The sequence below is a fragment of the Rhizobiaceae bacterium genome (genome assembly GCA_023953835.1).
Lineage (GTDB): Bacteria > Pseudomonadota > Alphaproteobacteria > Rhizobiales > Rhizobiaceae > Mesorhizobium_G.
The window spans coordinates 1,101,771-1,124,627 of the sequence record JAMLJB010000001.1 but is presented as its reverse complement, the minus strand read 5'-3'; the positions used below and the strand labels follow the sequence as shown (position 1 = coordinate 1,124,627).

Genomic DNA, 22,857 nt, shown 5'->3' with positions numbered 1-22,857 from the left:
CCGATCTTGTGTCACGCTTGAGTGAGTCGGGCAAGCGCTGCGGCCAGCGCATTTTCCGGCACCGGAATCAGCCTCGGCGCTTCGGTGTAGAGCAGGGCGGCGCGTATCACGCGGCCCGGATAGAGCGGCCTGAGCAATTGCGCATAAAGTGAAAGTTGCAGCACATAGGCGACCGGCACCTGGTCCAGCGAAAGCGGCGGAGGCCGGTTCGTCTTGAAATCGACGATCTGCACGGCGTCCTGCGTCACCGCGAGCCGGTCGATTTTGCCGGATACGAAACGTTGCTTCCCGCGGATGTCGAGCGTGCCCGCCACCGCAACTTCGGCGCGCGAGCCCTCGGCAAAGAGCGGCGCGTAGAACGGATCGTTGAGGATCGTCTGGACAGACCGCCATGCCGCCTGCCGCTCGCTGTCCGGCCAATCTCGCGCGAAGAGCGACAGGAAGCGCCCGGCGGCCGCACTCCTGTCCGCCTCGGGAACGGCGGGCAGCGCCTGCAACATGCGATGCATTGCCGAACCGCGCGCGGCAGCGAACGAGGTGTCTGCCTGCCCGTCGAGGACCGGCGACCGAGGATCGAAGGCGGCTTCGGGGGCCGGTTCGATGATGGCCGCCGCACCGGAGGGCGAAAGCGGTCGCGGCAGCACCTCGGGGGGGCCAAGCGGCGGCAGCGAGAAAATTTCCTCCGCCTCGCTTGCCTCGCCAGCGGCATCATCCGCCGCAACCGGCTTGCCCGGTGTCTGCGTCACCCGATAGCGGATAATGTCGCCTTGCCCGTCAGGATGCGGGTGCCGTTCGATGGACGCTTCGTTGCTCAAGGCGTTCATCACCAGCCGGTGCCACACATTCGGCGCGGGCGCACGCCTGCCATGATAGCCGCACACGATGAGCCGGTCCTCCGCGCGCGTCATGCCGACATAAAGTAGCCGCCTGTATTCGTCGTCGGCGCGATCCTTCAAATCGTCGCGAACGCGCTCCGTCACGCTGTTCTTCACTTCGGAGTCGGAGCGCCAGAGGAAGCCTTGCACATGCCGCATGTCGCCTGTCGGCGAAAACGGCATGAGGCGCGGCAAATGCTGGTCGGAGAAGGGTGCACTGCCGCTGTCGACCAGAAACACGACCGGCGCTTCCAGTCCCTTCGATGCGTGCACCGTCATCACGCGCACCTCGTTGCGGGTCTGGTCCATCTCGCGCTTGATTTCCGGCCCCGCCGTTTCCAGCGTGGTGATGAAAGCAGTCAATCCGGGCAGACCGGTCCGCTCTTCCGCGAGGCAGAAACTCAGGAATTCATCCAGAATGTCGCCCGCTTCATGGCCGAGCCTCGCGATCATCCGGCGCCGCACCTCGTCGCGCTGGAGCACGTTGCTGTAGAACTCGAAGGGCGGCTTGTAGGCCGCCTCGCTCGACCAGCGGTCGAGCAGTTCGACCACGGCGCGCACGTCGGCCTCGTCGGCGGCAAGCCGGCGCATGGCGTGAATGAGCGACATGCCGCGCGGACGCCGGGCGGCCACGTCGAAAAGCCGTTCCTCGCTGAGGCCGAAGATCGGGCTTTTGAGGAGGGCGGCCAGCGAAAGATCGTCTTCAGCCTGCAACAGGAAGCGGCCAAGCGCCAGCATGTCCTGCACGGCGATATGGCCCGCGAGCTTCAGCCGGTCCGCGCCGGCCACGGGAATGCCCAGCTCCTTGAGGCTGCGCGAAAGCGCGTGCACGAAGCTGTCGCGCTTGCGCACCAGCACCAGCACGTCGCCGGGCCGCACCTGCCTGCCCTTGCCCTCGATAATCTCCCGGTCATTCAGCCACCCGGCGATGGTGCGCGCCACCTGTTCGGCAAGCCTCACCGCCGGGGCGGCGGCATGGTCGATGGCCCTGCGCCAGTCCTCCGGCTCCTCGACCTGTTCCGCGCCGATCGATTCCCAAACCTCGACATAGCCGGGCTCCTGGTCGCGCAACGCGGTGTGGACGATGGTTTCGTCGGCCAGTCCGCGCCGGGCCTCGGGGCTTTCGAACACGCGGTCCACCGCGTGCAGCACGTCCTTGGTGGACCGGAAGGAAAGCGTGAGCCTCACCGGCTCGAAAGGCTTCTTCGCACCGGCAACCAGCCGCGCGAACTCCCGCCCGGATTCGGCGAAGCTTTCCGGCGCCGCACCCTGAAACGAATAGATCGACTGCTTCTCGTCGCCCACCGCGAAAATGGTGCGCGCCGCATCGCGCGCGCTCTGCCCTGAAAAGAACTCGCGCGCTATGCTTTTGACAACCTGCCACTGGTCGGGACTGGTGTCCTGCGCCTCGTCCAGCAATATGTGGTCGATGCCCTTGTCCAGCTTGTACTGGACCCACATTCCCGCATCCGGTCGCGACAGCAGCCGCACCGTGCGCGTAATCAGATCGTTGAAGTCAAGAAAGCCCCGGCTGGTTTTCAGATATTCGTAGCGCCCGATCAGCCGGTCGGCCACCGTCAGCGCCGCCGCCGTGCCTTCGAGCATCCGATAGAGCGCCAGCCGGTCGCGCGCGGTGCGCAGCACCTCCGCCGCGTTGGCGCAACGCTCGATGATGTCGGGGATGCGCTGGCGCAGTCCCTTGGCGAACGACCGCTCGCCATAGGCCTGCCCATCCTTTTTGAGAAAGGCTTTGGCAAGCAGGCCCAGCCTGCGCACAGGATCGGTTTCCTGAAAGCCGGCGATTGCGTCCGGAAGTATGTTGTTCTGCACGAAGGCCGCGCCCGCGGCATCCGCCGCCTGAACGAAATCGCTGAACTCGGGCGGTGAAAAGCCGGGCAGCGGCCACACGCTGTCCGCGATGCTTTCAGCCGTCTCCGCGGGCAGGAAACCGAACTCCGTGAAAAGCGGCGCAAAGGCGCGGTCGGTTTCGTCAGGCCCGAAACGGGAGACATCGATGAACCGCCGGATGCCGTCGCGCCGCTGGATGATCTCGCCCAGCAGCTTGTCGAGGCCGAACTCGCCGCCGCGTTCCAGCACTGTTGCGAAGGCGTCCGCCAGTTCCAGATTGCCGCCATCCGCTGCGCCGGAAATCAGGTCGCGCCGCGCCTCCTCGACCAGTGCCTGCTCCATCTTGGAGTCGAGCAGTTCAAAATGCGCGGCAATGTTGGCCTCGAGCGGAAACTGGTGCAGCACGGATTCGCAAAACGCATGGATGGTCTGGATCTTCAGCCCGCCAGGCGTTTCGAGCGCCTTGCTGAAAAGCCGCCGCGCAAGCCCAAGCTTCGCCGCTCCGGGGCGCGCGCCGTCGAGCCGGGCGATTGCGTCCGCCAGCTCTTCATCCGGCAGTGCCGTCCATGCCGACAATTCCCTGAAGACCCTGTTCGCCATGTTCGCGGCGGCGGCGCGCGTATAGGTCAGGCACAGGATGCGGGCCGGATCGGTGTTGCCGAGCAAGAGCCGGATGACGCGCTGCGACAGCACATGCGTCTTGCCGGAACCCGCATTCGCCGAGACCCAGGCGGAGTTGCGGGGATCCGACGCGGTTGCCTGCGCGGCGAGCGTTTGCGGAGGAATGACGCGCGGTTTGTTCACGCCTCGCCTCCTTCCGGCGCATCGCCGCCCGCAGACCATTCCAGAACGCGCGCGAGATGGTCGTAGTCGCCGTCCGTCGCGCCTTCGCGGAAGGGAAGGGCGCGTGACAAATAGCCATTGTCCTCGACCTTGTAGTGGGCGAGCAGTTCTTCGAGGCGCAGCCATGACAGCGCCGCGAGTTCTCGCCCGCTGATCTCGCTGCCCCTGATATCGAGCAGGGATTCGTGCTCGACTTCGCCATCCGGCCTGAGGCGGACATAGGCAAGGTCGGCCACCTCATGCGCGCCGATTTCACGGAACGCGCCGCGCTGCAACAGCGCTGCTTCCAATGCGAGCTGCGGTGAAACCAGCATCCGCGCCTGCCGCAGGGAGGGTGAGGAGCCGGTCTTGTAGTCGATGATGTCGACCATTCCGCCCGCCAGCAAATCCATGCGGTCGGCGTCGCCCGACAATGTGACGCCGGTTGCCCCGACGACGGTCCTTTCCGCATGCACTTCGGCATGCCGCGAGACGACGTTGAGGGCGCGGCTTGCCTCCCATTCCAGAATGCCGCTCGCAAGGCGCTCGAAGCGCGGCCACCACACCGCGTGAACGTCGTCGGGAAGGTCCGCTTCGCCAAAACAGGCGCGACCATCGGACAGGAGCCGGTCCAGCGCCACAGGGCTGCGCGGGTCGATCCCGGACAGAGAAAAGCGGTGCAGGATGGCGTGGAACAAGGTGCCGCGCTCCGCCGCGCCGGGGTCGCGGATCAGCGGGCCGAGCAGCTTCAGGTCGAGGATGCGCCGGGCATAGACCGCGTAAGGATCGCGCCTCAACGTCTCGATTTCCGTGACGGAAAAATGCGTGGGGCGCAGTTCCAGCGGCGGCTTCGGGTTCGGGCGGCGCGCAAAGGATTGGCGCTCGCCTTCGTCCAGCGCGCGGCTCGACCGTATCAAGCGGTCGCCGCGCCTTTTCATCGGCGTTGCCTGCGCCTCACCGACAAAGGCCAGAAGCCGTTGCAGCCAGCGCGACGGAACGGCGGGTGCGTCCCCGTCGCGCGCGGAGCGGCTCAGGATCACATTTTGCGCGCCCATCCCCATCTGGAAGTCGTGCGCGGCAAGACCGATGCGCCGCTCCGGCGGTTCCAGCTCGATTCCGGCCTTCATCACGCGCGACATCAGGCGGTCGGATTCGGGCTTGCGCGGCCAGCTTCCTTCGTTCAGGCCGGCCAGCACCAGCGTGTCCACATCCTGCAACCGCGCCTCAAGCGCGCCCCAGATCGACACGCGCGGATCGCTTACGCTTGTTGGCTTGACGACTTCCGGCGCAACCAGAGCGTTGAGCACGGCGGGCCATTCCTGCGGCTCCAGCGCAAAGGACACCGACGTGCCGATCAGGTCGCGCAGGACATCGGCAAGCGAAGCCCCGGCCTCATGGCCGTAGAGCGCGTCAAGTGCGCCTTCTTCCGAGCGCCCCAGCGCCTCGAACGCCTGCACCGTCGCCGTCAGCAATGCGGTCAGTTCGATGCCGCGGGCGGTGCGCATGCGGGCGAGAGGCTCCAGCGCCGCATGGAGCCGAGCAAGCACCTCCCTTGCGTCCTGCAAGCGCTCCGCACCGAGCCTGTGCATCCAGTGTGGCGGATGCCGCTTTTGGCGTGCGAAGTTCTCCAGCCTCTTCTCGAACAGTTCGCCAAGACGGGCGATGTCGGGTCGCCCCACGCCGCCGCGCAATGCGACCAGTTCGATGGTTTCGGCTGCGTGCCTGACGGCGCGGCGGGGCATTTCGAGATGCAGCAGCGGATGCTTGAGCAAGGAGAGGATCGCGACCGGGTCGCCGGGCTCGAAAACGGCCTGTACGAGAAGGCGCAGCATGCCGGCAGGCGGGGTGTTGGCGAGCGGCGTCCCGCCCGAATCGTCCGCCTCGATGCCGAAGCGGCGCAGCTCGGTCGCAACGCGTCGCGCCAGGCTCCGGTCGCCTGTGACCAGCGCGGCGGTAGCGCCTTCGCCTTCGATCGCCAGCCGCAGGGCAAGCGCCACGGCTGCCGCCTCGTCGCGCTCATTGGCCGCCTCGATGAGGCTGACATTGGCAAGCGCCTCGCCGATGCGCCCGGCACTTCTTGCGGCGCGGCTTCCGATCCATGCGTCGGTCGCCTCGGCTGGAAGCAGCGCCTCGCCCACGATCCATGATCGATCCTGCAACGCAGGCGAAGGCGAACCGATTTCAGCGATTTCGGAGCGTGATGCCCCCATCTTCCCCAGCAGCTTGGCCAGACCGAATTGCGGATGGCCGAAAACGGACGCATCGGAATCGGCGTCCATGAGCAACCGCCATGTCGGATCGTCCATGTCCTTGTCCAACCCCGGCAGGACGACTGCGCCGTTGGGCAGCCGGGCGATGACCGAAAGGAGGTCGGCTGTCGCCGGTATGGAGCCGGTCGAACCCGCCGCGATCACCGGCCCGGCGGGCGGTCGGGCGGCGAGCCGCCGCGCTTCGGCGCGCAGCAGCGCGTCCCTGTGCGCCGCCGGGTTCGATTGTCCGCGCTCCGCAAGAATGGCGGGCCAGTGGCTTGTCACGATCTCCAGAAAGCCGAGCGTGACCTGCCACCACCCGGCAAGATTGTCGGTCACCAGCGTTTTCAGGCGCGCCCAGTCCGCGCCTTCCAGTTCCACCTCGTCCATCAGCGCGGCAAGGTCGCGCGCCAGCCACAGCGCATCCGCTGTGGAGGCCGGCACGATGACTTCCTCGTCATAGAGGCGCGCAACCGTGCCGGGCAGGTTCTGTTTCCATTGCCTGACCAGCGGGGCCAGCAGCAACAGGCGGTCGAAAGGCGAAATCGGCGGCACGAGGGTGAGCGCTTCGGCATCCGCCTCGAACGCAGCTTCCTCGACGTCGAACTCGCCCAGCGCCTTGATCGTAGGCAGGATCGCCGCCTTTCCCTTGCCCAGTTCCGCAAAGGCGGCCCTCAATTCGCGGGCGGCGCGGCGGGTCGGGACATAGATCGTGGCGTCGGCCAGCGCCAGCGGGTCATCTTGCGGCTGGAAGCCGGGCACCAGCCTTCCGCCCGCAAGCGCTTCGGCCAAAGTGGTTAGAAACGGCGCGCCCGGTGCAATTGTGAACAGGCGCGGTGTCCGGCGGTCGGTCATGCGCTGCCGGCGATTGCCCTTGCGACGGCGGCTTCGGCGGGAGCCAGCGCATCGGGCGTCCCGACGGTGATCCAGCTACCCTCCATCCTGACGCCGTACAACCGGCCCTGCTCGATCGCCCTATTGAAATAGGCGTTCAGCGAATGGGGAACCGCCTCCGCGCCATCGAAAATGCCAGGCGAAACGATGGCAACGCCCGCATAGATCAATCCTGCCGGGTCGCCATTCGCACGGCTCAACCGGCCGTCTGCGTCAAGCAGAAAGTCGGTTCCACCCGAATGGCCCGTGGCCTGATCGAATCCGGCAAGCATGAGCAGAATATCCATCCGCTGCGGCTGCCATGCAAGCGCGAGGCGGTCGAGATCGGGAATGCTCCTGTCAATCCAGAACGTATCAGCGTTGAGCACGTAGAACGGCTTTTCGCCGAGAAGGGGCAGCGCCTTGACGATGCCTCCCGCCGAATCCAGCAATTGTGCGGTCTCGTCGGAAATCGTCACACTCGGTTTGGTCCGGCCCGCGACATGGCGCACGATCTGGTCGGGCAGGTAGTGCACATTGACGACCACGCTCGCGACCCCTGCCGCTGCAAGGCTGTCCAGCCCCCGGTCGATGAGCGTCTTTCCCGCCACCTTCACCAACGGCTTCGGGATCGTGTCGGTGATTGGCCTCATGCGCTTGCCGAGCCCGGCGGCCAGCACCATGGCGTGGTCGGGCCTGAAGCTCATGCGCGGTCCTCGGCCAGCAGGCCGTGCCGCTCATAGAAATGGCGCAGGTCAGACAGGCCGGGATGCACCAGCGCGCGGCGCACATAGTCCCGGATGCGCGGCAGATGCCTGAGATAGGCGGGCTTGCCGTCGCGCCGGTCGAGCCGCACGAACCCGCCGAGGATTTTCGAGTTCCGGTGCGCGGCCATTGTTGCGTAAGAAAGAGCGAACATATCGTGGTCCAGACTGTCGGTGGCGCGCGCCTCCTGATAGGCATTGACGATTGCCGCTTCCAGTTCGGGCGGGATGGTGACGCGCGCGTCCATCGCCAGCGATGCGAGATCGTAGCTTGTCGGCCCGATCATCGAATCCTGAAAATCCAGAATGCCCATCCGGTCGCTGCCCGTCCTGTCGCCTCGCCAGACAATGTTGGGCGAGTGGAAATCACGCATCAGCAGCGAGGTTTCCTCCCCGGCGATCCGGTCGAGCGCGGCGTTCCACAGCGCCTCGAAATCATCGCGCATCGCACCGGACGCGGGCGCTCCGGTCATGTAGGGCACGTACCAGTCGAGGAGCAGGCCGACTTCGATCAGCATCGCGTCCCGGTCGAAAGGTGGGACTGTGTGGCGCGCGCCATCCACTTCGATGTCGGTCGGCCATTCGTGCCGGTGCAGCCCGGCCAGCAGGCGCGCCGCCGCTTCATAGCGCTCGCGAACGGGTTCGCCGTCATCGAGAAACGGCCCCGTGCCAAGGTGTTCGATCAGAAGGAAGCCCTTGCCTAGATCGGAGGCATAGATTTGCGGCGCGGCGATGCCGGCCTTCCGCAGAACATGGTCGATGGTGACAAAGGCCGAAACGGTCTGCGCGGTGTGTGCAAGCACGGCGTAAGGTTTGCCGTCGCGCACAGGCGGTCCGAGCACCAATGGCGGCGAATTCATGACGATGCGGTCGCGCACGCCGGACAGGCGCACTGTTTCGTAAGCGCGCGCCGACGCGTCGCCCAACAGGTAGCGCCGTTCGGCCTCGCCCCAGCCGTATGCGGACAGAAACGCCCTTATGTCCAGTGAGCGGCGGATGCGTTCGAAGGCCGAACCATCTCCACTGATGACCGCTTTGCGGCCTTCGCCCTCATGTTCCAACGAGATGGTGACGGCGTTTTCGGGAAGCGCCGCGCGTTCCGGCCACTCCACGAGGCCGACGCCCGTTTCCAGTGCTTCGGCAAGCCCCAGTTCCTCCAGTTCGTCCGGTGAGGTGAGGCGATAGAGGTCGAAATGGAAAACGGGCACCCGCATGTCGTAGGGCTGCACCAGCGTGAAGGTCGGGCTCGGCACGTCCAGCGTGTCGTCCTCGGCAATCGCGCGGATCAAGGCGCGGGCAAGTGTCGTCTTTCCCGTTCCGAGATCGCCGCTCAGCGCAATCAGGTCGCCGGGGCGCAGCGCGAGCGCAAGGTCGGCGCCAAGCCGCGAGGTCGCCAGCTCGTCGGCCAGAAAAAGCGTCAGTTCTGACGGCATTACTCGGCTGCTTCGCGCACGCCGCCATCTGGCGGGAAGGGGAAGAAGCAGATCACGGTCGTGCCCTTGTCGGCGCCGGTCTCGATCCGCACCGTTCCGCCGTGCAGTTCCACGAAGCTCTTCACGATGGAAAGGCCCAGGCCCGCGCCGCGCCTGCGCCCGCCATTCGCCCGCGATTCGAAGCGCGAGAATACGATGCCCAGCATCTCCTCGGACATGCCCGGCCCGTCGTCATGGACCGAAAACTCCACGCCGTTCGTCACTTGACGGCAGGCCAACGTGATGGTGCTGGCGGGCGGCGCGAAATTGGCGGCGTTGCTCAAGAGGTTGTAGAGAACCTGTTTCAGGCGCGCCTCATCGCCGAAGAAGGTGCGCGGCGCGCCCTTCGTTTCGAGTTTCAGTGCGATGCGATGTTCCGCCAGCCGCTCCGCCACAAGCTCGGCTGCGGCATCGATGGCCTCGCGCACGGGAACTTCGCCGAGGTCGAGCTGCATGAAACCCGCATCCACGGTGGCAAGGTCGAGAATGTCGTCGATCGTGTCGGACAGGATGACAGACGATGCATTGATGTGCTGGATATATTCGCGCTGGCGGTCGTTGAGCGGCCCGGTTTCGCCCATGGCGAGAACCTCCGCGAAGCCCCTTATGTTGGTCAGCGGCGTGCGAAGCTCATAGGATACGTGCTGCACGAAATCGTTCTTGAGCTGGTAGGCGCGCTGGAGCGCATCGTTCTTTTCCTGCAACGCGCGCTCGACATTCACGCTGGCCGTAACGTCGATGAAGGTCACCATGACCTGATCGTTCGGAAGCGAAATAACGGCGTAGCGCAGCACGGTGCCGCTTTTCAGTTCCGTCTGGTCCTGACGGTCACGGCGCGAGGCGTCGAAGCCGGTGATGTCGGCCATGAGTTCGCCCCACGGACTGTTGATCGCGACATCGTCGCAGCGGGCGCGCAGCGCCGAAATGTGCATGTCCGTTTCGAGACTGCCCGGCGCAAGGCCCCAGAAGCGCATGAAAGCCGGGTTGAACAGCTTGATCTTGCCGTCATGTCCGAACACGGCAACGCCCTCGGCCAAATTGTCGAGCGTTTCGCCACGAACACGGACTTCGGTCGTGTAGCGGCTCTCCAACTCCATCTGCTCGGTCAGGTTCTCGAAAACCCAGGTCACACCGCCATTGGCCTGCGGGCTGCCCACGACGCGCAGGGTGCGGCCATCGGGCAGGTGCCACCAGTCTTCCTTCGGATCGACGGCCCTATATGCCTGGAGCACGTCCTCTTTCCAGCGCCGCCAGTCAGGCCGTTCGCCGATCTTGCCCTTGCTGCGCAGATGATCGAGCAGCAGCGCATTTTCAGGTGCGCTATCCAGATAGGCGCTGTCCACGTCCCACAATTGCTGAAACGCCTTGTTGTAGAAGCGGAGCTTCTGGCGGGAGTCGAAAATCGCAACCGCCGTCATCAAATGGTTCAGCGTCTCGACATGGTTCTGCTCGGCGCGCTTGAGCTTGTCGCGCAGCATCTCCAGATCGCTGATGTCGCGCGCCAGCCCGGTTCCGCCATTGGCGCCGGAGAAGTCCACCACGGTCATCATTCTGCGGTCGCCGCGCACCACTGTCGAAATATCGTCCCTGTAGAGTGCGGCGGCGCGGTGGCGTCCGGCAATTTCCTCGCGGACCTGGGTGCCAAGCAGTTCGCGAGCCGAATGCACCGCGGTCTCCGGGTCGGGCGCTTCGACCGCATCCGCATAGGCGCGGTTGACCCATTTGAGCTTTCCGTCATAGCCGCGCACCCAGGCCGGCATGTCGAGCCCGTCCATCATCGAGAGCACATCGTCATAGTCGGCGGCGAGCTTCTGGTTCTCAAGCCGCAGCCGCGCCTGCGATTGTTGCAGCCCTGAAAGCGCGATGAACCGCACCAGCGCCGAACCGGCGCTCTGGCGTCCCTGCACCTCAAGCACGGAGCCCTGCTGCGTATCCACCATCAGGTCGAAATTGCGCTTTTGTTCGCGCAACGCCGTGATGGCCTGGTCGAGCGCCGCGGCGGATTGCGGGCTAAGCCAGCGCCCGAATGCGAGGAACTGCGCCCGGTCGTCCGGTGCACCGCTGTCGGAGGGAAGCGCGCCGACGATCTCCGCCTTTCGCGAGTCCGACGCCCAGACAACCGTGCGCTGGTCGCGAAAGCTCATCAGCGCTTCGTAGCGGCGCGCGGTTGCGGCACTCTCGACAAGACGCGATTTGAGTTCTGAATTTTCGGATGCGATGCGCGCGCGGTCGCGGATCAGGATGATTGCCGTCAGGAACGTCGCGGACAGTACGCCCGCGACGATTGCCAGTTGCAGCACCTCGGGCGTCGACAAGGCAGGGAAGAAGGACACGGCCGCTGCCGGCTCCTGCGCGAGAACCTCGGCAGCGCCTGCCCCGAGCGCGATCCCGAAGGCAGCCGTCCGCATGAGCGCCTTCTTCAACGCCAAGCGTGCCGGCATTCGCACCAGCATTGTGGAATCGATCTTGCCGCCCGACCCGGCATTTCCCGCGTCGCGCGGGCCTTCCCCCGGCATATGGTACCTCTCCGCCGCAACGGTGACGCGCGCTCTCCTGTTCCCCGCTGACCCAATCGAGCGCTCGCGAATCACTAAGATACCGAATGGGCGAATCGGCGTGAAGGCGGCGCGGCGCAAAAAAGTAGGCCGGGCGAAAAGTCAATCGCCCGGCCACAATATCTTGTGTTTTTTCAGGAATGGTTAATAGCGGTAGTGGTCGGCCTTGAACGGGCCCTGCTGCGTCACGCCGATATAGGTGGCTTGTTCCTTGCTGAGCTGGGTCAGTTTTGCGCCGAGCTTGTCGAGATGCAGCCGCGCAACCTTCTCATCGAGATGCTTGGGAAGCACGTAGACCTTGTTCTCGTAGGTGCCCTGGTTGGTCCACAACTCGATCTGCGCCAGCGTCTGGTTGGTGAAGGAGGCCGACATCACGAAGCTTGGATGGCCGGTGGCGTTCCCGAGATTGAGCAGCCTTCCTTCGGACAGAAGGATCATCCGCTTGTTGTCGGGAAAGGTGATCATGTCGACCTGCGGCTTGATGTTCGTCCACTTGAGGTTGCGCAGTGCCGCCACCTGAATCTCATTGTCGAAATGGCCGATATTGCCGACGATCACCATGTCCTTCATGGAACGCATATGGTCGAGCGTGATCACGTCCTTGTTGCCGGTCGTGGTGATCACAATGTCGGCGGTGGGAGCCGCGTCCTCCAGCGTCACCACTTCGAAGCCGTCCATCGCGGCCTGCAGCGCGCAGATCGGGTCGATCTCGGTCACGCGGACGCGCGCGCCCGCACCGCGCAGCGACGCCGCCGATCCCTTGCCGACATCGCCATAGCCGCACACGACGGCCACCTTGCCGGCCATCATCGTGTCGGTCGCGCGGCGAATGCCGTCCACGAGCGATTCCTTGCAGCCATATTTGTTGTCGAACTTGGACTTGGTCACAGAGTCGTTGACATTGATGGCGGGGAAGGGGAGCAGGCCGTTCTTCTGGAGCTGGTAGAGCCGGTTGACGCCCGTGGTGGTCTCTTCCGTCACGCCGCGGATCGCCTCGCGCTGCCTTGTGAAGAAGCCCGGCGTGGCCGCCATGCGCTTCCTGATCTGCGCAAAGAGGATTTCCTCTTCCTCGCTGCCCGGTTTGGACAGCACATCCTCGCCGGCCTCCGCGCGCGCGCCGATCAGGATATACATGGTGGCGTCGCCGCCATCGTCGAGGATCATGTTCGACAGGCCGCCATCGGTCCACTGGAAGATCCGGTCGGTATAGTCCCAATAGTCGGTGAGCGATTCACCCTTGATGGCAAACACAGGCGTGCCGCTCTCCGCAATGGCCGCAGCGGCGTGGTCCTGCGTCGAGAAGATGTTGCACGACGCCCAGCGCACGTCGGCTCCGAGCGCCTTGAGCGTTTCGATGAGGACCGCCGTCTGGATCGTCATATGCAGCGAACCGCTGATGCGGGCGCCCTTCAGCGGCTGCCTTTCGCCGAACTCTGCGCGGCACGCCATCAGGCCCGGCATTTCGGTTTCAGCGATGTCGATTTCTTTGCGACCCCAATCGGCCAGCGAAATATCGGCAACGACAAAGTCTTTCTTGGCAGCCATGTTCGGTATCCTGCTTGTGGGTGGTGCGGCCGGGCAACGCATCCGTGCGTGCGGACCGGGCGCGGGTTTGCAGCGTCCTACCAGATCGCCGCCTGAACGGCAATCAGACATAAAGAAATCATTATCTGTGCATGTGAGGGAAGATCACACTTCCTCGCCAAAGCGGCTGGCGACCAGTTCCTCAAGCGCCTTGAGCGCTTCGTCCGCCTGCGGGCCGGTGGCCGATATGCGGATCTTGCAGCCGGGGCTCGCGGCCAGCATCATCAGCCCCATGATGGAGGTGCCCCCAACGCTCGTCCCGTCCTTCTCGACGGTGATCTCCGCGTCGAAGCTGCCCGCCATCTGGACGAACTTCGCCGAAGCGCGCGCATGCAGTCCGCGCTGGTTGACGATCAGGACTTCGCGGGCGGCATCGTCTGTCTCGGGCATGGGATGGATCATTTACCCGCGAGCAACTGGCTGGCGACGTTGATGTATTTTCGCCCCGCCGCCTGTGCTTCCTCGACCGCCTTCTGCAGGTCGCCGGTCTTGCGCACCGATGAGAGCTTGATGAGCATGGGAAGGTTCATACCGGCGATCACCTCGACGCGGCCTGCCTCCATGACTGAAATTGCCAGATTAGAAGGCGTTCCGCCGAACATGTCTGTGAGCACGATCACCCCGTTCCCGGTATCGACGGCCTGAACCGCATCGACGATGTCCTGGCGGCGTCTCTCCATATCGTCGTCGGCTTCGATGGAAACAGTTGCCAACCGCTCCTGCGGCCCCACGACATGTTCGACGGCGTTGAGAAATTCCTCGGCCAACCGTCCGTGCGTCACAAGCACGAGTCCGATCATACTCTACTGGCTCCTGTCAGGCCGACTCTGGCCGCACTCTACTTTCCATCGCGCCAAGCGCCTAGGGTGGGGCGCTATCTTGTCGAGCCGCAGCCCGTTTACAAGTGGCAAATTGCAGTCGGCTTAACCATTTTGCCGCATGTGCACAGCATCAAAAGGGCCAATGCCCAGTCGTGCGATGACAACTGACGCAGCGTCATGGACGGTGCGCGCGGCCAGCTTCAATTCGGGCAGGCTCACCGAATGCAGCACAACGGAGCCCGGCTCCGGCATGCGTTCGGCCTCAGCCGGATCGATCAGGGTGACCACAAGATCGATGACGGCGCGTTCCTGCCATTCGATGGGACGCGGCCCGAGGCCCCTGACTTCCACCAGCCCGGCAATGGTTTCGGGAGCACGCAACACCAGCCGCCCGCCGCCCGTAGATGCGAAGAGCTGGTCGTCTGCCACAAGGCGCGCGAACAGCCCGTACATGCGGGCGCGCGCCAGAAGTTCGAGCGCCAGTTCGGTCTTTCCGCTGCCCGAACTGCCGCGCACAAACACGCCCCGGTCCCCGAGGATGATGGCCGTTCCATGCAGGTTCGAGGCCACGATCAGCTTTCAGCGGGGAAGCTCGCCACGAAGCGGGCGCCTTTCAGGTCCCCCGGCTTCGTGCCCGGAATGTTTTCCGCGACCAGCCTGCCGCCGTGGGCTTCGACGATCTGGCGGCTGATCGAAAGGCCGAGGCCGGAATTCTGGCCGAAGGCTTCGGTGGAAGGCCGGTCCGTATAGAAGCGCTCGAATATGCGGTCTATGTTTTCGACCCTTATGCCCGGCCCGTTATCCTCCACGGAAACGACGTTGAATTTGCCCGCCCGTGCAAGGCGCACAATGATCCTGCCGCCTTCGTCCGGCACGAACGACCGCGCATTTTCGATCAGATTGGTCAGCACCTGCCCGAGCCGGGATTCATGGCCATTGACAAAAAAGCCCTTTGCTCCCTGCGGCAATTTCTCTGCGACGAACTCGATTTCGACCTGCTTCTTGTTCCGGCTGCCGTCCTTCGAGGCCGCGACGAGGTCCGACAGGAACTTGCGCAGGTCCACCCTTTGCGCATCCTCGCGCGCCAGTTCGGCATCGAGACGCGAGGCGTCTGAAATATCCGTGATGAGCCGGTCGAGCCGCCTTACATCATGCTGGATGACCTGCATCAGCCGATCCCGCGAGACGTCCGTCCTGGCGAGCGGCAATGTCTCGACCGCGCTGCGAAGCGAAGTCAGCGGGTTCTTCAATTCATGGCTGACATCGGCGGCAAAGCTCTCGATTGCGTCGATGCGTGCATAAAGCGCATTCGTCATGTCCCTGACCGCCACGGAAAGGTTGCCGATCTCGTCTTGCCGCGCCGAAAAGTCAGGGATTTCCTCGCGCTTCTTGACGCCGCGCCGCACGCGAACCGCCGCCGCGGCCAGCCGCCGGAGCGGATTTGCGATGGTCGAGGCAAGCAGCACGGACAGCACGGCGTTGGCGAGCGCGGCAACGCCGAATACGCGCAGGATGGCCCGCCGCTCGCCGGCGACGATCTTGTCGATGTCGTTTCCTTCCGTCGAGAGCATGAGTACGCCCAGCACCGCGCGGAAACGCTGGATCGGAACCGCAACCGAAACGATCTGCTCGCCCTGTTCGTTGACGCGGACCTGCGTCGAGGGGCTGCCCGTCAGCGCCGTCATCACCTCGGGGAAACCCGCACCGCTGCCGCCGGGCTGCTCCTTGTAGAGCGGAAGGTCGGTGTTCCTGAAAAGGTCGAACACATATCGTTCGACGCGTTCCAGTATGCCCTCGTCCTCGTCGTCTACAGAGGGCAGGTCGTAACGCAATATCTGGCCGCGCGAATAGAGATGCCTGGAATCGAGCAGCAGGTTCGCATCGCGGTCATAGACGCGGGCGCGCGTTCTGGTCGGCGAGATCAGGCGCCGCAGGACCGGCGCGACCTTTTCGGGATTGATGGGAAAATCGAGGCTTCCGAGGTCGGAACCGGGGCCGATATTCTCGCCCGCCTGCAATTCGAAGAGCTTCTCCGGATCGATGTTGAGCGAATCGGTCTCGACCGTCGCCGACGCGGCAATCGCGCCCGCGATGATCTCACCCTGTGTACGAAGGCTTTCCACCCGCGCGTCGATCAATCCATCGCGGAACTGGTTGAGGTAGAGCACGCCGACGACCAGCACCGCCAGCGCGGCAAGGTTCAGGATCAGGATTCGCCTTGTCAGGCTCGAAAACAGATGGTGCTCGAAGAATGTGCGCACGGAGGTTCCGGCCCGGCGCAGGAATCTCGGCGCGAGACGACGACGCGGCTTTGCCGCGATCGGTTTGCTCATCTGCGCTTCAACTGCCATTCACCGGATCCGTAGGGGTTGCCGCCAGCCGGAACCACGCTCAGGCCTCGCGGAAGCGATATCCCACGCCATAGAGCGTTTCGATCATCTCGAAATCCTCGTCCACGGCCTTGAACTTCTTGCGGAGGCGCTTGATGTGGCTATCGATGGTGCGGTCGTCAACATAGACCTGCTCATCATATGCCGAATCCATCAGCGCGTCGCGGCTCTTCACAACGCCCGGACGTTGCGCCAGCGAGTGCAGGATCAGGAATTCGGTTACGGTCAGCGTCACCGGCTCGCCCTTCCACGTGCAGGTGTGGCGCTCCTGGTCCATGACGAGCTGGCCGCGCTCCAGCGATCGCGCCTGCTGGGCGGGCGCCTTGGCGCCGGCCTCGCGGGCGCTTGCGCGGCGAAGCACCGCCTTGACGCGCTCCACCAGCAGGCGCTGGGAGAATGGCTTGCGGATGAAATCGTCGGCGCCCATCTTGAGGCCGAACAACTCGTCGATCTCATCGTCCTTCGAGGTCAGGAAGATCACCGGCAGGTCTGTCTTCTGACGCAGGCGACGCAACAGCTCCATGCCGTCCATGCGCGGCATCTTGATGTCGAGGATGGCGAGGTTCGGCGGTCTTGCGGCCAGCCCCTCCAGCGCCGATGCGCCGTCCGTATAGGTCTCCACGCGGTAGCCTTCCGATTCAAGGGCGATCGAAACAGAGGTGAGGATATTCCTGTCGTCGTCGACGAGGGCGACTGTCGCCATGTCTTGCGGCTCCTTCATTTGCTGAGAGTCCCTTCCGGAGTTGCGTAGGGGCTCATGCAAAACAAATTGGGTACAAAATGTGGCACACATTCATGCAATTGTCACAGGGCGGTTGGGCTTCTCCTGTGGTCAATGGTCCCTTCAATTGGTCGGACCACGTGGATTTCAACCGATTTTGCCCGCGCATTTAAACGATTTAGATATTTTGATCGTTTTTTAAATCGATTAATGATTTGAAATCATTATGCTTTTCTGGTTCTCGTTCTGAACGCCGGAACGACGAGCAGCGGTCGGCGTGTAGCGAACCGGTTCTGGCGATAACAGGGGAATTAGGGAATGGCGACGAATGGGCACGAGCCGGTTGCACGGCTTGCGGGCAGGGAACTTGCAACCAGCGGCAAGGTGTTCACCAATCTTGCGGCGGCGGAGCTTTATGAAGAGGCGGTGCGCCGGGGCGAGGCGAAGATCACCGCCGAGGGCGCTCTGGTCGCCTATACCGGCCAACATACGGGCCGTTCTCCCAAGGACAAGTTCGTGGTGCGCGACGCCACGACCGAAGGTACCATCTGGTGGGACAACAACGCCGCGATTGCGCCGGCGCAGTTCGATGTTCTGCTGGACGACTTCATTGCGCATGCAGCGTCTCTCGACCTTTTCGCGCAGGACCTGATCGGCGGCGCGGACGAGGCGCAGCAGCTTCCCGTGCGTGTCGTCACAGAATATGCGTGGCACTCGCTGTTCATCCGCAACCTGCTGATCCGTCCCGACGAGGCGGCGCTCGCCGGTTTCGCGCCGAAGATGACCATCATCGACCTGCCGTCCTTCCGCGCCGATCCGGCGCGGCACGGCACCCGCACCCAGACCGTCATTGCCGTCGACCTGACGCGCATGATTGTGCTGATCGGCGGCACGTCCTATGCGGGCGAGATGAAGAAATCCGTCTTCACAGTGCTCAACTTTTTCCTGCCGCAGTCCAAGGTCATGCCGATGCATTGCTCGGCAAACACCAACGACACCGGCAACTCGGCCGTGTTCTTCGGCCTGTCCGGCACAGGCAAGACCACCTTGTCCGCGGACCCGTCGCGTACGCTTGTCGGCGACGACGAGCATGGCTGGGGGCCGGACGGCATCTTCAATTTCGAAGGCGGCTGCTACGCCAAGACGATCAAGCTTTCGGCGGAAGCCGAGCCGGAGATTTTCGCCACAACGCAGCGCTTCGGCACCGTGCTTGAGAACGTCGTTCTGGATGCCCGTCGCACGCCCGACTTCAATGACGGTTCGCTGACCGAAAACACGCGCTGCGCTTATCCGCTCGATTTCATCCCTAATGCGAGCAAGACCGGCCGCGCGCCGCATCCGAAGAATATCGTCATGCTCACCGCCGACGCATTCGGCGTGATGCCGCCCATTGCGAAACTGACGCCCGCGCAGGCGATGTATCACTTTCTGTCCGGCTACACCGCCAAGGTTGCCGGGACCGAAAAGGGCGTCACCGAGCCGGAAGCGACCTTCTCGACCTGCTTCGGCGCGCCTTTCATGCCGCGCCATCCGTCGGAATACGGCAATCTGCTGCGCGAGCTGATCGCCGAACACAATGTGGATTGCTGGCTGGTGAACACGGGCTGGACCGGCGGAGCCTATGGTGTCGGCCACCGCATGCCGATCCGCGCGACCCGCGCTTTGCTCGCGGCCGCGCTCGACGGTTCGCTCAAGGGCGCGGAGTTCCGCACCGATCCCAATTTCGGCTTCGAGGTTCCAGTGTCGGTGCCGGGCGTGGACAGCAAGATCCTCGATCCGCGATCGACGTGGGCCGACGCAAACGCCTATGATCGGCAGGCCCGCAAGCTTGTGGACATGTTCGTCACCAACTTCGCCAAGTTCGAGGACCATGTCGACGATCACGTGCGCGGCGCAGCGCCCGGTCTGCGGATCGCCGCCGAATAAGCATTCGAAAGGCCGGAGCTTTTCCGGCCTTTTCTTTTTGCGCGCCAGACGGCATCAAGATGCTTATGGCGGAAGACATCATTCGCATCAGCGCCGAGGCGGCGATCCATCCCGGCGACCTGTCGGAGAGCTTCATCCGTGCGTCGGGACCGGGCGGGCAGAATGTCAACAAGGTCGCGACCGCGGTGCAGCTTCGCTTCGACGCGGCAAACGCGCCGGGCTTGTCCGAGCGCGTTCGTGCACGCGCACTCAAGCTTGCCGGCCAGCGCGCCACGCGCGATGGCGCAATCCTGATTGAAGCGGCGCGCTTTCGCACGCAGGAGCGCAACCGCGCCGACGCGCTGGAACGACTGGTCGAACTGTTGGCGCGCGCGGCGGAACCGCCTCCGCCACCGCGCAAGAAAACCCGGCCCACCAAGGGCTCAGTTGAGCGACGGCTGAAAGCCAAGGCCGGGCGCTCCACCGTCAAGAAGATGCGCGGAAAGGTTGACCGGGACTAATCACAACAACTTGCCCTTGCTCTAAGGCAATGCCAATGTCGGCCCGGATATCTGCATCAGGAGGCCATCAGGCATGGGCATTTTCGATTTCGTGAAGAAGGTCGGTCACAAACTCGGCATAGGTGACGATGAGGAAACGCCCAGTGCCGATGCGCTCAAGAAGGAACTCGATTCCAACAAGCTCGGCACCGAGAACGTCCAGATCGAGGTGCAGGGCGACAAGGCGATCCTGAAAGGCGTGGTGGCCGATCAGTCGATTTTCGAGAAAGCGATCATTGCGGTCGGCAACACGCTTGGCGTTTCGAAAGTCGAAGCAGGAGAGTTGAAGATCGTGCCGCCGGAATCCGGCATCAAGCTCGATGGCGGCGTGGACATGACCGAACTGGTCAAGGCCGCCGCTCCTGCAAAAGAGCCGAAATTCTACACGGTGAAAAAGGGCGACAATCTGTGGAAGATCGCCGAGGTCAACTACGGCAAGGGCAAGGGCGCAAAGCACACCATCATCTTTGAAGCCAACAAGCCGATGCTCAAGCACCCCGACAAGATCTATCCGGGACAGGTGCTGCGCATTCCCGACATCGCGGAAGCGTAGGCAGGCGGATGAGGGGCAGCGCCTGCCTTGCCGCTATCGCCCCTTCCACACCGGCTCGCGCTTTTCGGCAAAGGCCTTGAATCCCTCAAGGCCATCCTCCGACGCATAGAGCACATCCACGGTGCGGAATTTCCGCTTCGTGACCCAGTTCATCGCGTCCTGGAACTCCATCGCTTCGGCGCGGCGGGCCACTTCCTTGATCGCGGCAAAGACCAGCGGCGGGCCGCTTGCGAGCAATCGCGCAATCTCCCAGACCCGCGCATCGAGCTTGTCCGTCGGCAGGATTTCGTTGACCAGCCCCCAGCGATGCGCCTCCTGCACATCCATCCAGCGCCCGGTCAGCAGCAGGTCCATCGCGACGTGATAGGGAATGCGCTTCGGCAATTTGATCGTCGCCGCGTCGGCCAGCGTCCCCGCCCGTATCTCCGGCAGCGCGAAGCTCGCATGCTCCGCCGCGTAAATCAGGTCGCAGGAAAGCGCGAGTTCGAACCCGCCGCCGACCGCCATGCCGTTGACGCAGGCGATCACCGGCTTGTTGAGGTCGCGCAACTCCTGCAAACCGCCGAAGCCGCCGACGCCATAGTCGCCATCGACCGCATCACCCGCCGCCGCGGCTTTCAGGTCCCATCCGGCTGAGAAGAACCTGTCTCCCGCCGTCTTCAATATGGCGACGCGCAGGTCGGGATCGTCACGGAAAGCCTCGAACGCCTTGCCCATGATGCGCGAGGTCGCCAGGTCGATGGCGTTCGCCTTGGGCCGGTCGAGCGTGACCTCCAGAATGCCGCCCTCGCGGCGTGTCTTGACCACTGCGCTCATTGCTTCCTCCGAACCATCAATGCATCGGCAACCCATGCGCCCTTGCCTTCAGCGCACACGATCAGGGGGTTGATGTCCAGCTCTTCGAGATCGTTCGAAAGCGCGAAGGCGGCAATCGCGCGGATCGCGTCGATGGCGGCGCGGACATCCGCCTTCGGCCTGCCCCGGTACCCGTCCAGCAGGGGAAACATCTTCAAACCGCGCAATGCCCGCTCGATCTCTCCGCGCAAGGCAGGCAGGAGCAGCGTCGCACTGTCCTGCAAGAGTTCGACCAGCACGCCGCCCGTTCCAATGGTCATGACCGGCCCGAAAAGCGGATCGTGCACAATTCCGACGATCAATTCGGCTATCCCCCCTGCAATCATCGTCTCGACATAGACGCCGCTTCCAAGCGGCAACAGGTCGCGCGCGGCGTCCTCGACGGCCTGCTCGGTTGCGAGATTGAGCCTGACTGCGCCTGCCTCCGACTTGTGCGCCACGCCCAGCGCCTTGAGCGCGATTGGGTAACCCAGATTCTCCGCCGCCCGCACGGCATCCGCCGGCGAGTGAACGACAACGCCTTGCGGCACCCTCAGACCGGCCTCGCGCAGCAAGAGCTTGGCGCTTGCTTCATCGAGAGTCTCGCGGCCCCCGCGCGCCTCGCCGCGTTTTGCGCCGTTGACAGCGGCGGGAGGTGGCGCGCCCCATGCCGCGCCGATTGCGCTTGCGGCCTGCGCGGCCTCCATCGCTTCTTCGATCCCGAATAGCGGCGCGATACCCCGCGCGACCAGCGATTGAGCCTGAGCCTCCGGCATGTTTTCGGGCATGGAGGCCACCACGGCCCCGCGCGCGGCGTTCGTCGTCAATGCCGTCTCGAAGGCGCGCAGCGTCGGTTGCCAGTCGGCGTCGGAACAGCGGTCGCTCCTCGGAAAATCCAGCACCAGCATGTTCAGGTCGAAATCGCCGGAAACCATCGCGGAAAAGGTGTTCCGCATGGCCTCCTCGTCGTTCCAGATGAAGGTATGGTAGTCGAGCGGGTTGGCGACGGCGACGAGCGGTCCGAGTGTTTCGCCGACGCGCTCGCGATGAGCCTCGCCCAATGCCGGAAACACCAGATTTCGGCCCTCGACGCTGTCGGCCATCACGGAGGCTTCGCCGCCCGAACAACTCATGGAGGACAGGCGGTTGCCCGGAAGGGCCCCATGCACGTGGACCAGCTTCAGCGCTTCGAGGAAGGCGGGAACGGAATCGAGCCGCGCGATGCCCAGCCGCCGCAAAAAGGCGTCAGAGGCGGCGTCCGATCCGGCGAGCGAGGCCGTGTGCGACAGCGTTCCGGCGCGCGCCTGCTCGGAGCGCCCGACCTTCATGGCGACGATCGGCTTGCCGAGGTCGCGCGCCCGCGCCGCGAGCCGCTCGAACCCCTCCACCGAATCGAAGCCCTCGATGTGCAGGCCGAGCGCGGAGACGCGCTCATCCTCGATCAGGCCGAGCGCCAGTTCGGACAGGCCCGTTTGCGCCTGGTTGCCCGCCGTCATGACATAGGCCAGCGGCAGGCCGCGCTTCTGCATGGTCATGTTGATGGCGATGTTGGACGACTGCGTCAGGATCGCCACGCCGCGCCCGCCGCTGAGCCGTTCGCCGCCATGCTGGTCGGGCCATAGCAGCGCGCCGTCCGCATAATTGATCAGGCCGTAGCAATTCGGCCCGATGATCGGCATGTCCGCCGCCGCCGCGAGAAGTTCGTCCTGCAACCGTGCGCCCTCCGCCCCGGCCTCCAGAAAGCCCGCCGCAAAGCAGATCGCACCGCCCGCGCCGCGCTCGCGCAACTGCCGCACGATGTCGATGGTCAGCATCCGGTTGACGCCGACGAACGCGGCGTCCGGCACGTCTGGAAGATCGTCCACGCCTCGATAGGCTTGCACGCCGTGCACCTCCGCCTTGCTGGGGTGAACCGGCCAGACCTCGCCGGCAAAGCCCATCTTTCGGCATTGCTGCACGACATTTGCCGCGAACGACCCGCCGAACACGGCGATGGAGCGCGGCCTTAAAAGCCGTTCAAGGCGATGCATG

General features: G+C 64.3%; 16 protein-coding genes. 3 read left to right on the top strand and 13 right to left on the bottom strand.

All coding sequences use genetic code 11. The annotated features are described in order from the left end of the window. Positions 1 to 11: 11 nt before the first annotated feature. From addA to M9924_05210, 11 genes are all read right to left on the bottom strand, one after another. Positions 12 to 3,527 carry a double-strand break repair helicase AddA gene (gene addA / locus M9924_05260; GenBank protein ID MCO5063809.1) on the bottom strand — a complete coding sequence of 1,172 codons (3,516 nt, stop codon included), beginning with the start codon at positions 3,525 to 3,527 and terminating at the stop codon, positions 12 to 14. After that, on the bottom strand, positions 3,524 to 6,649 hold the full coding sequence (gene addB / locus M9924_05255; GenBank protein ID MCO5063808.1) for a double-strand break repair protein AddB: 3,126 nt from the start codon (positions 6,647 to 6,649) through the stop codon (positions 3,524 to 3,526). Before addB ends, addA begins: the two co-directional genes overlap by 4 nt. Further along, complete coding sequence (locus M9924_05250) at positions 6,646 to 7,374, bottom strand: nucleotidyltransferase family protein (protein ID MCO5063807.1); 729 nt, start codon at positions 7,372 to 7,374, stop codon at positions 6,646 to 6,648. Before M9924_05250 ends, addB begins: the two co-directional genes overlap by 4 nt. Then, complete coding sequence (gene tsaE, locus M9924_05245; GenBank protein ID MCO5063806.1) at positions 7,371 to 8,864, bottom strand: tRNA (adenosine(37)-N6)-threonylcarbamoyltransferase complex ATPase subunit type 1 TsaE; 1,494 nt, start codon at positions 8,862 to 8,864, stop codon at positions 7,371 to 7,373. The genes M9924_05250 and tsaE overlap by 4 nt, the downstream gene beginning before the upstream one ends. After that, on the bottom strand, positions 8,864 to 11,419 hold the full coding sequence (locus M9924_05240) for an ATP-binding protein (GenBank protein ID MCO5063805.1): 2,556 nt from the start codon (positions 11,417 to 11,419) through the stop codon (positions 8,864 to 8,866). Before M9924_05240 ends, tsaE begins: the two co-directional genes overlap by 1 nt. A gap of 183 nt (positions 11,420 to 11,602) precedes the next feature. After that, a complete protein-coding gene (ahcY, locus tag M9924_05235) occupies positions 11,603 to 13,003 on the bottom strand; it encodes an adenosylhomocysteinase (protein ID MCO5063804.1) in 1,401 nt (466 codons plus the stop codon). A gap of 144 nt (positions 13,004 to 13,147) precedes the next feature. Further along, positions 13,148 to 13,432, bottom strand: a complete 285-nt coding sequence (locus tag M9924_05230; GenBank protein MCO5063803.1) for an HPr family phosphocarrier protein — start codon at positions 13,430 to 13,432, stop codon at positions 13,148 to 13,150. 8 nt (positions 13,433 to 13,440) lie between these two features. Continuing rightward, a complete protein-coding gene (locus M9924_05225; protein MCO5063802.1) occupies positions 13,441 to 13,842 on the bottom strand; it encodes a PTS sugar transporter subunit IIA in 402 nt (133 codons plus the stop codon). Between the two features lie 123 nt (positions 13,843 to 13,965). Beyond that, positions 13,966 to 14,433, bottom strand: coding sequence for an HPr kinase/phosphorylase (locus M9924_05220; GenBank protein MCO5063801.1), 468 nt, complete (start codon positions 14,431 to 14,433; stop codon positions 13,966 to 13,968). Between the two features lie 2 nt (positions 14,434 to 14,435). Beyond that, entirely contained in the window at positions 14,436 to 16,214 is a 1,779-nt protein-coding gene (locus tag M9924_05215; GenBank protein ID MCO5063800.1) for a sensor histidine kinase, read from the bottom strand. A gap of 40 nt (positions 16,215 to 16,254) precedes the next feature. Beyond that, positions 16,255 to 16,956 carry a response regulator transcription factor gene (locus M9924_05210; protein ID MCO5063799.1) on the bottom strand — a complete coding sequence of 234 codons (702 nt, stop codon included), beginning with the start codon at positions 16,954 to 16,956 and terminating at the stop codon, positions 16,255 to 16,257. A 336-nt stretch (positions 16,957 to 17,292) separates the two neighbouring features. Here M9924_05210 and M9924_05205 point away from each other — a divergent pair, with 336 nt between their 5' ends. The 3 genes from M9924_05205 (at position 17,293) to lysM (ending at position 19,992) form a co-directional block, all read left to right on the top strand. Then, entirely contained in the window at positions 17,293 to 18,900 is a 1,608-nt protein-coding gene (locus M9924_05205; GenBank protein MCO5063798.1) for a phosphoenolpyruvate carboxykinase, read from the top strand. A 59-nt stretch (positions 18,901 to 18,959) separates the two neighbouring features. Then, positions 18,960 to 19,400, top strand: coding sequence for an aminoacyl-tRNA hydrolase (gene arfB, locus M9924_05200; GenBank protein MCO5063797.1), 441 nt, complete (start codon positions 18,960 to 18,962; stop codon positions 19,398 to 19,400). 73 nt (positions 19,401 to 19,473) lie between these two features. After that, complete coding sequence (lysM, locus tag M9924_05195; protein MCO5063796.1) at positions 19,474 to 19,992, top strand: peptidoglycan-binding protein LysM; 519 nt, start codon at positions 19,474 to 19,476, stop codon at positions 19,990 to 19,992. Between the two features lie 33 nt (positions 19,993 to 20,025). Here lysM and M9924_05190 read toward each other — a convergent pair whose 3' ends face one another. Together M9924_05190 and M9924_05185 are read right to left on the bottom strand one after the other, a co-directional pair. Next, positions 20,026 to 20,808, bottom strand: a complete 783-nt coding sequence (locus tag M9924_05190; GenBank protein ID MCO5063795.1) for a carnitinyl-CoA dehydratase — start codon at positions 20,806 to 20,808, stop codon at positions 20,026 to 20,028. Further along, on the bottom strand, positions 20,805 to 22,856 hold the full coding sequence (locus tag M9924_05185; protein ID MCO5063794.1) for an acetate--CoA ligase family protein: 2,052 nt from the start codon (positions 22,854 to 22,856) through the stop codon (positions 20,805 to 20,807). The genes M9924_05190 and M9924_05185 overlap by 4 nt, the downstream gene beginning before the upstream one ends. Position 22,857 lies beyond the last annotated feature (1 nt).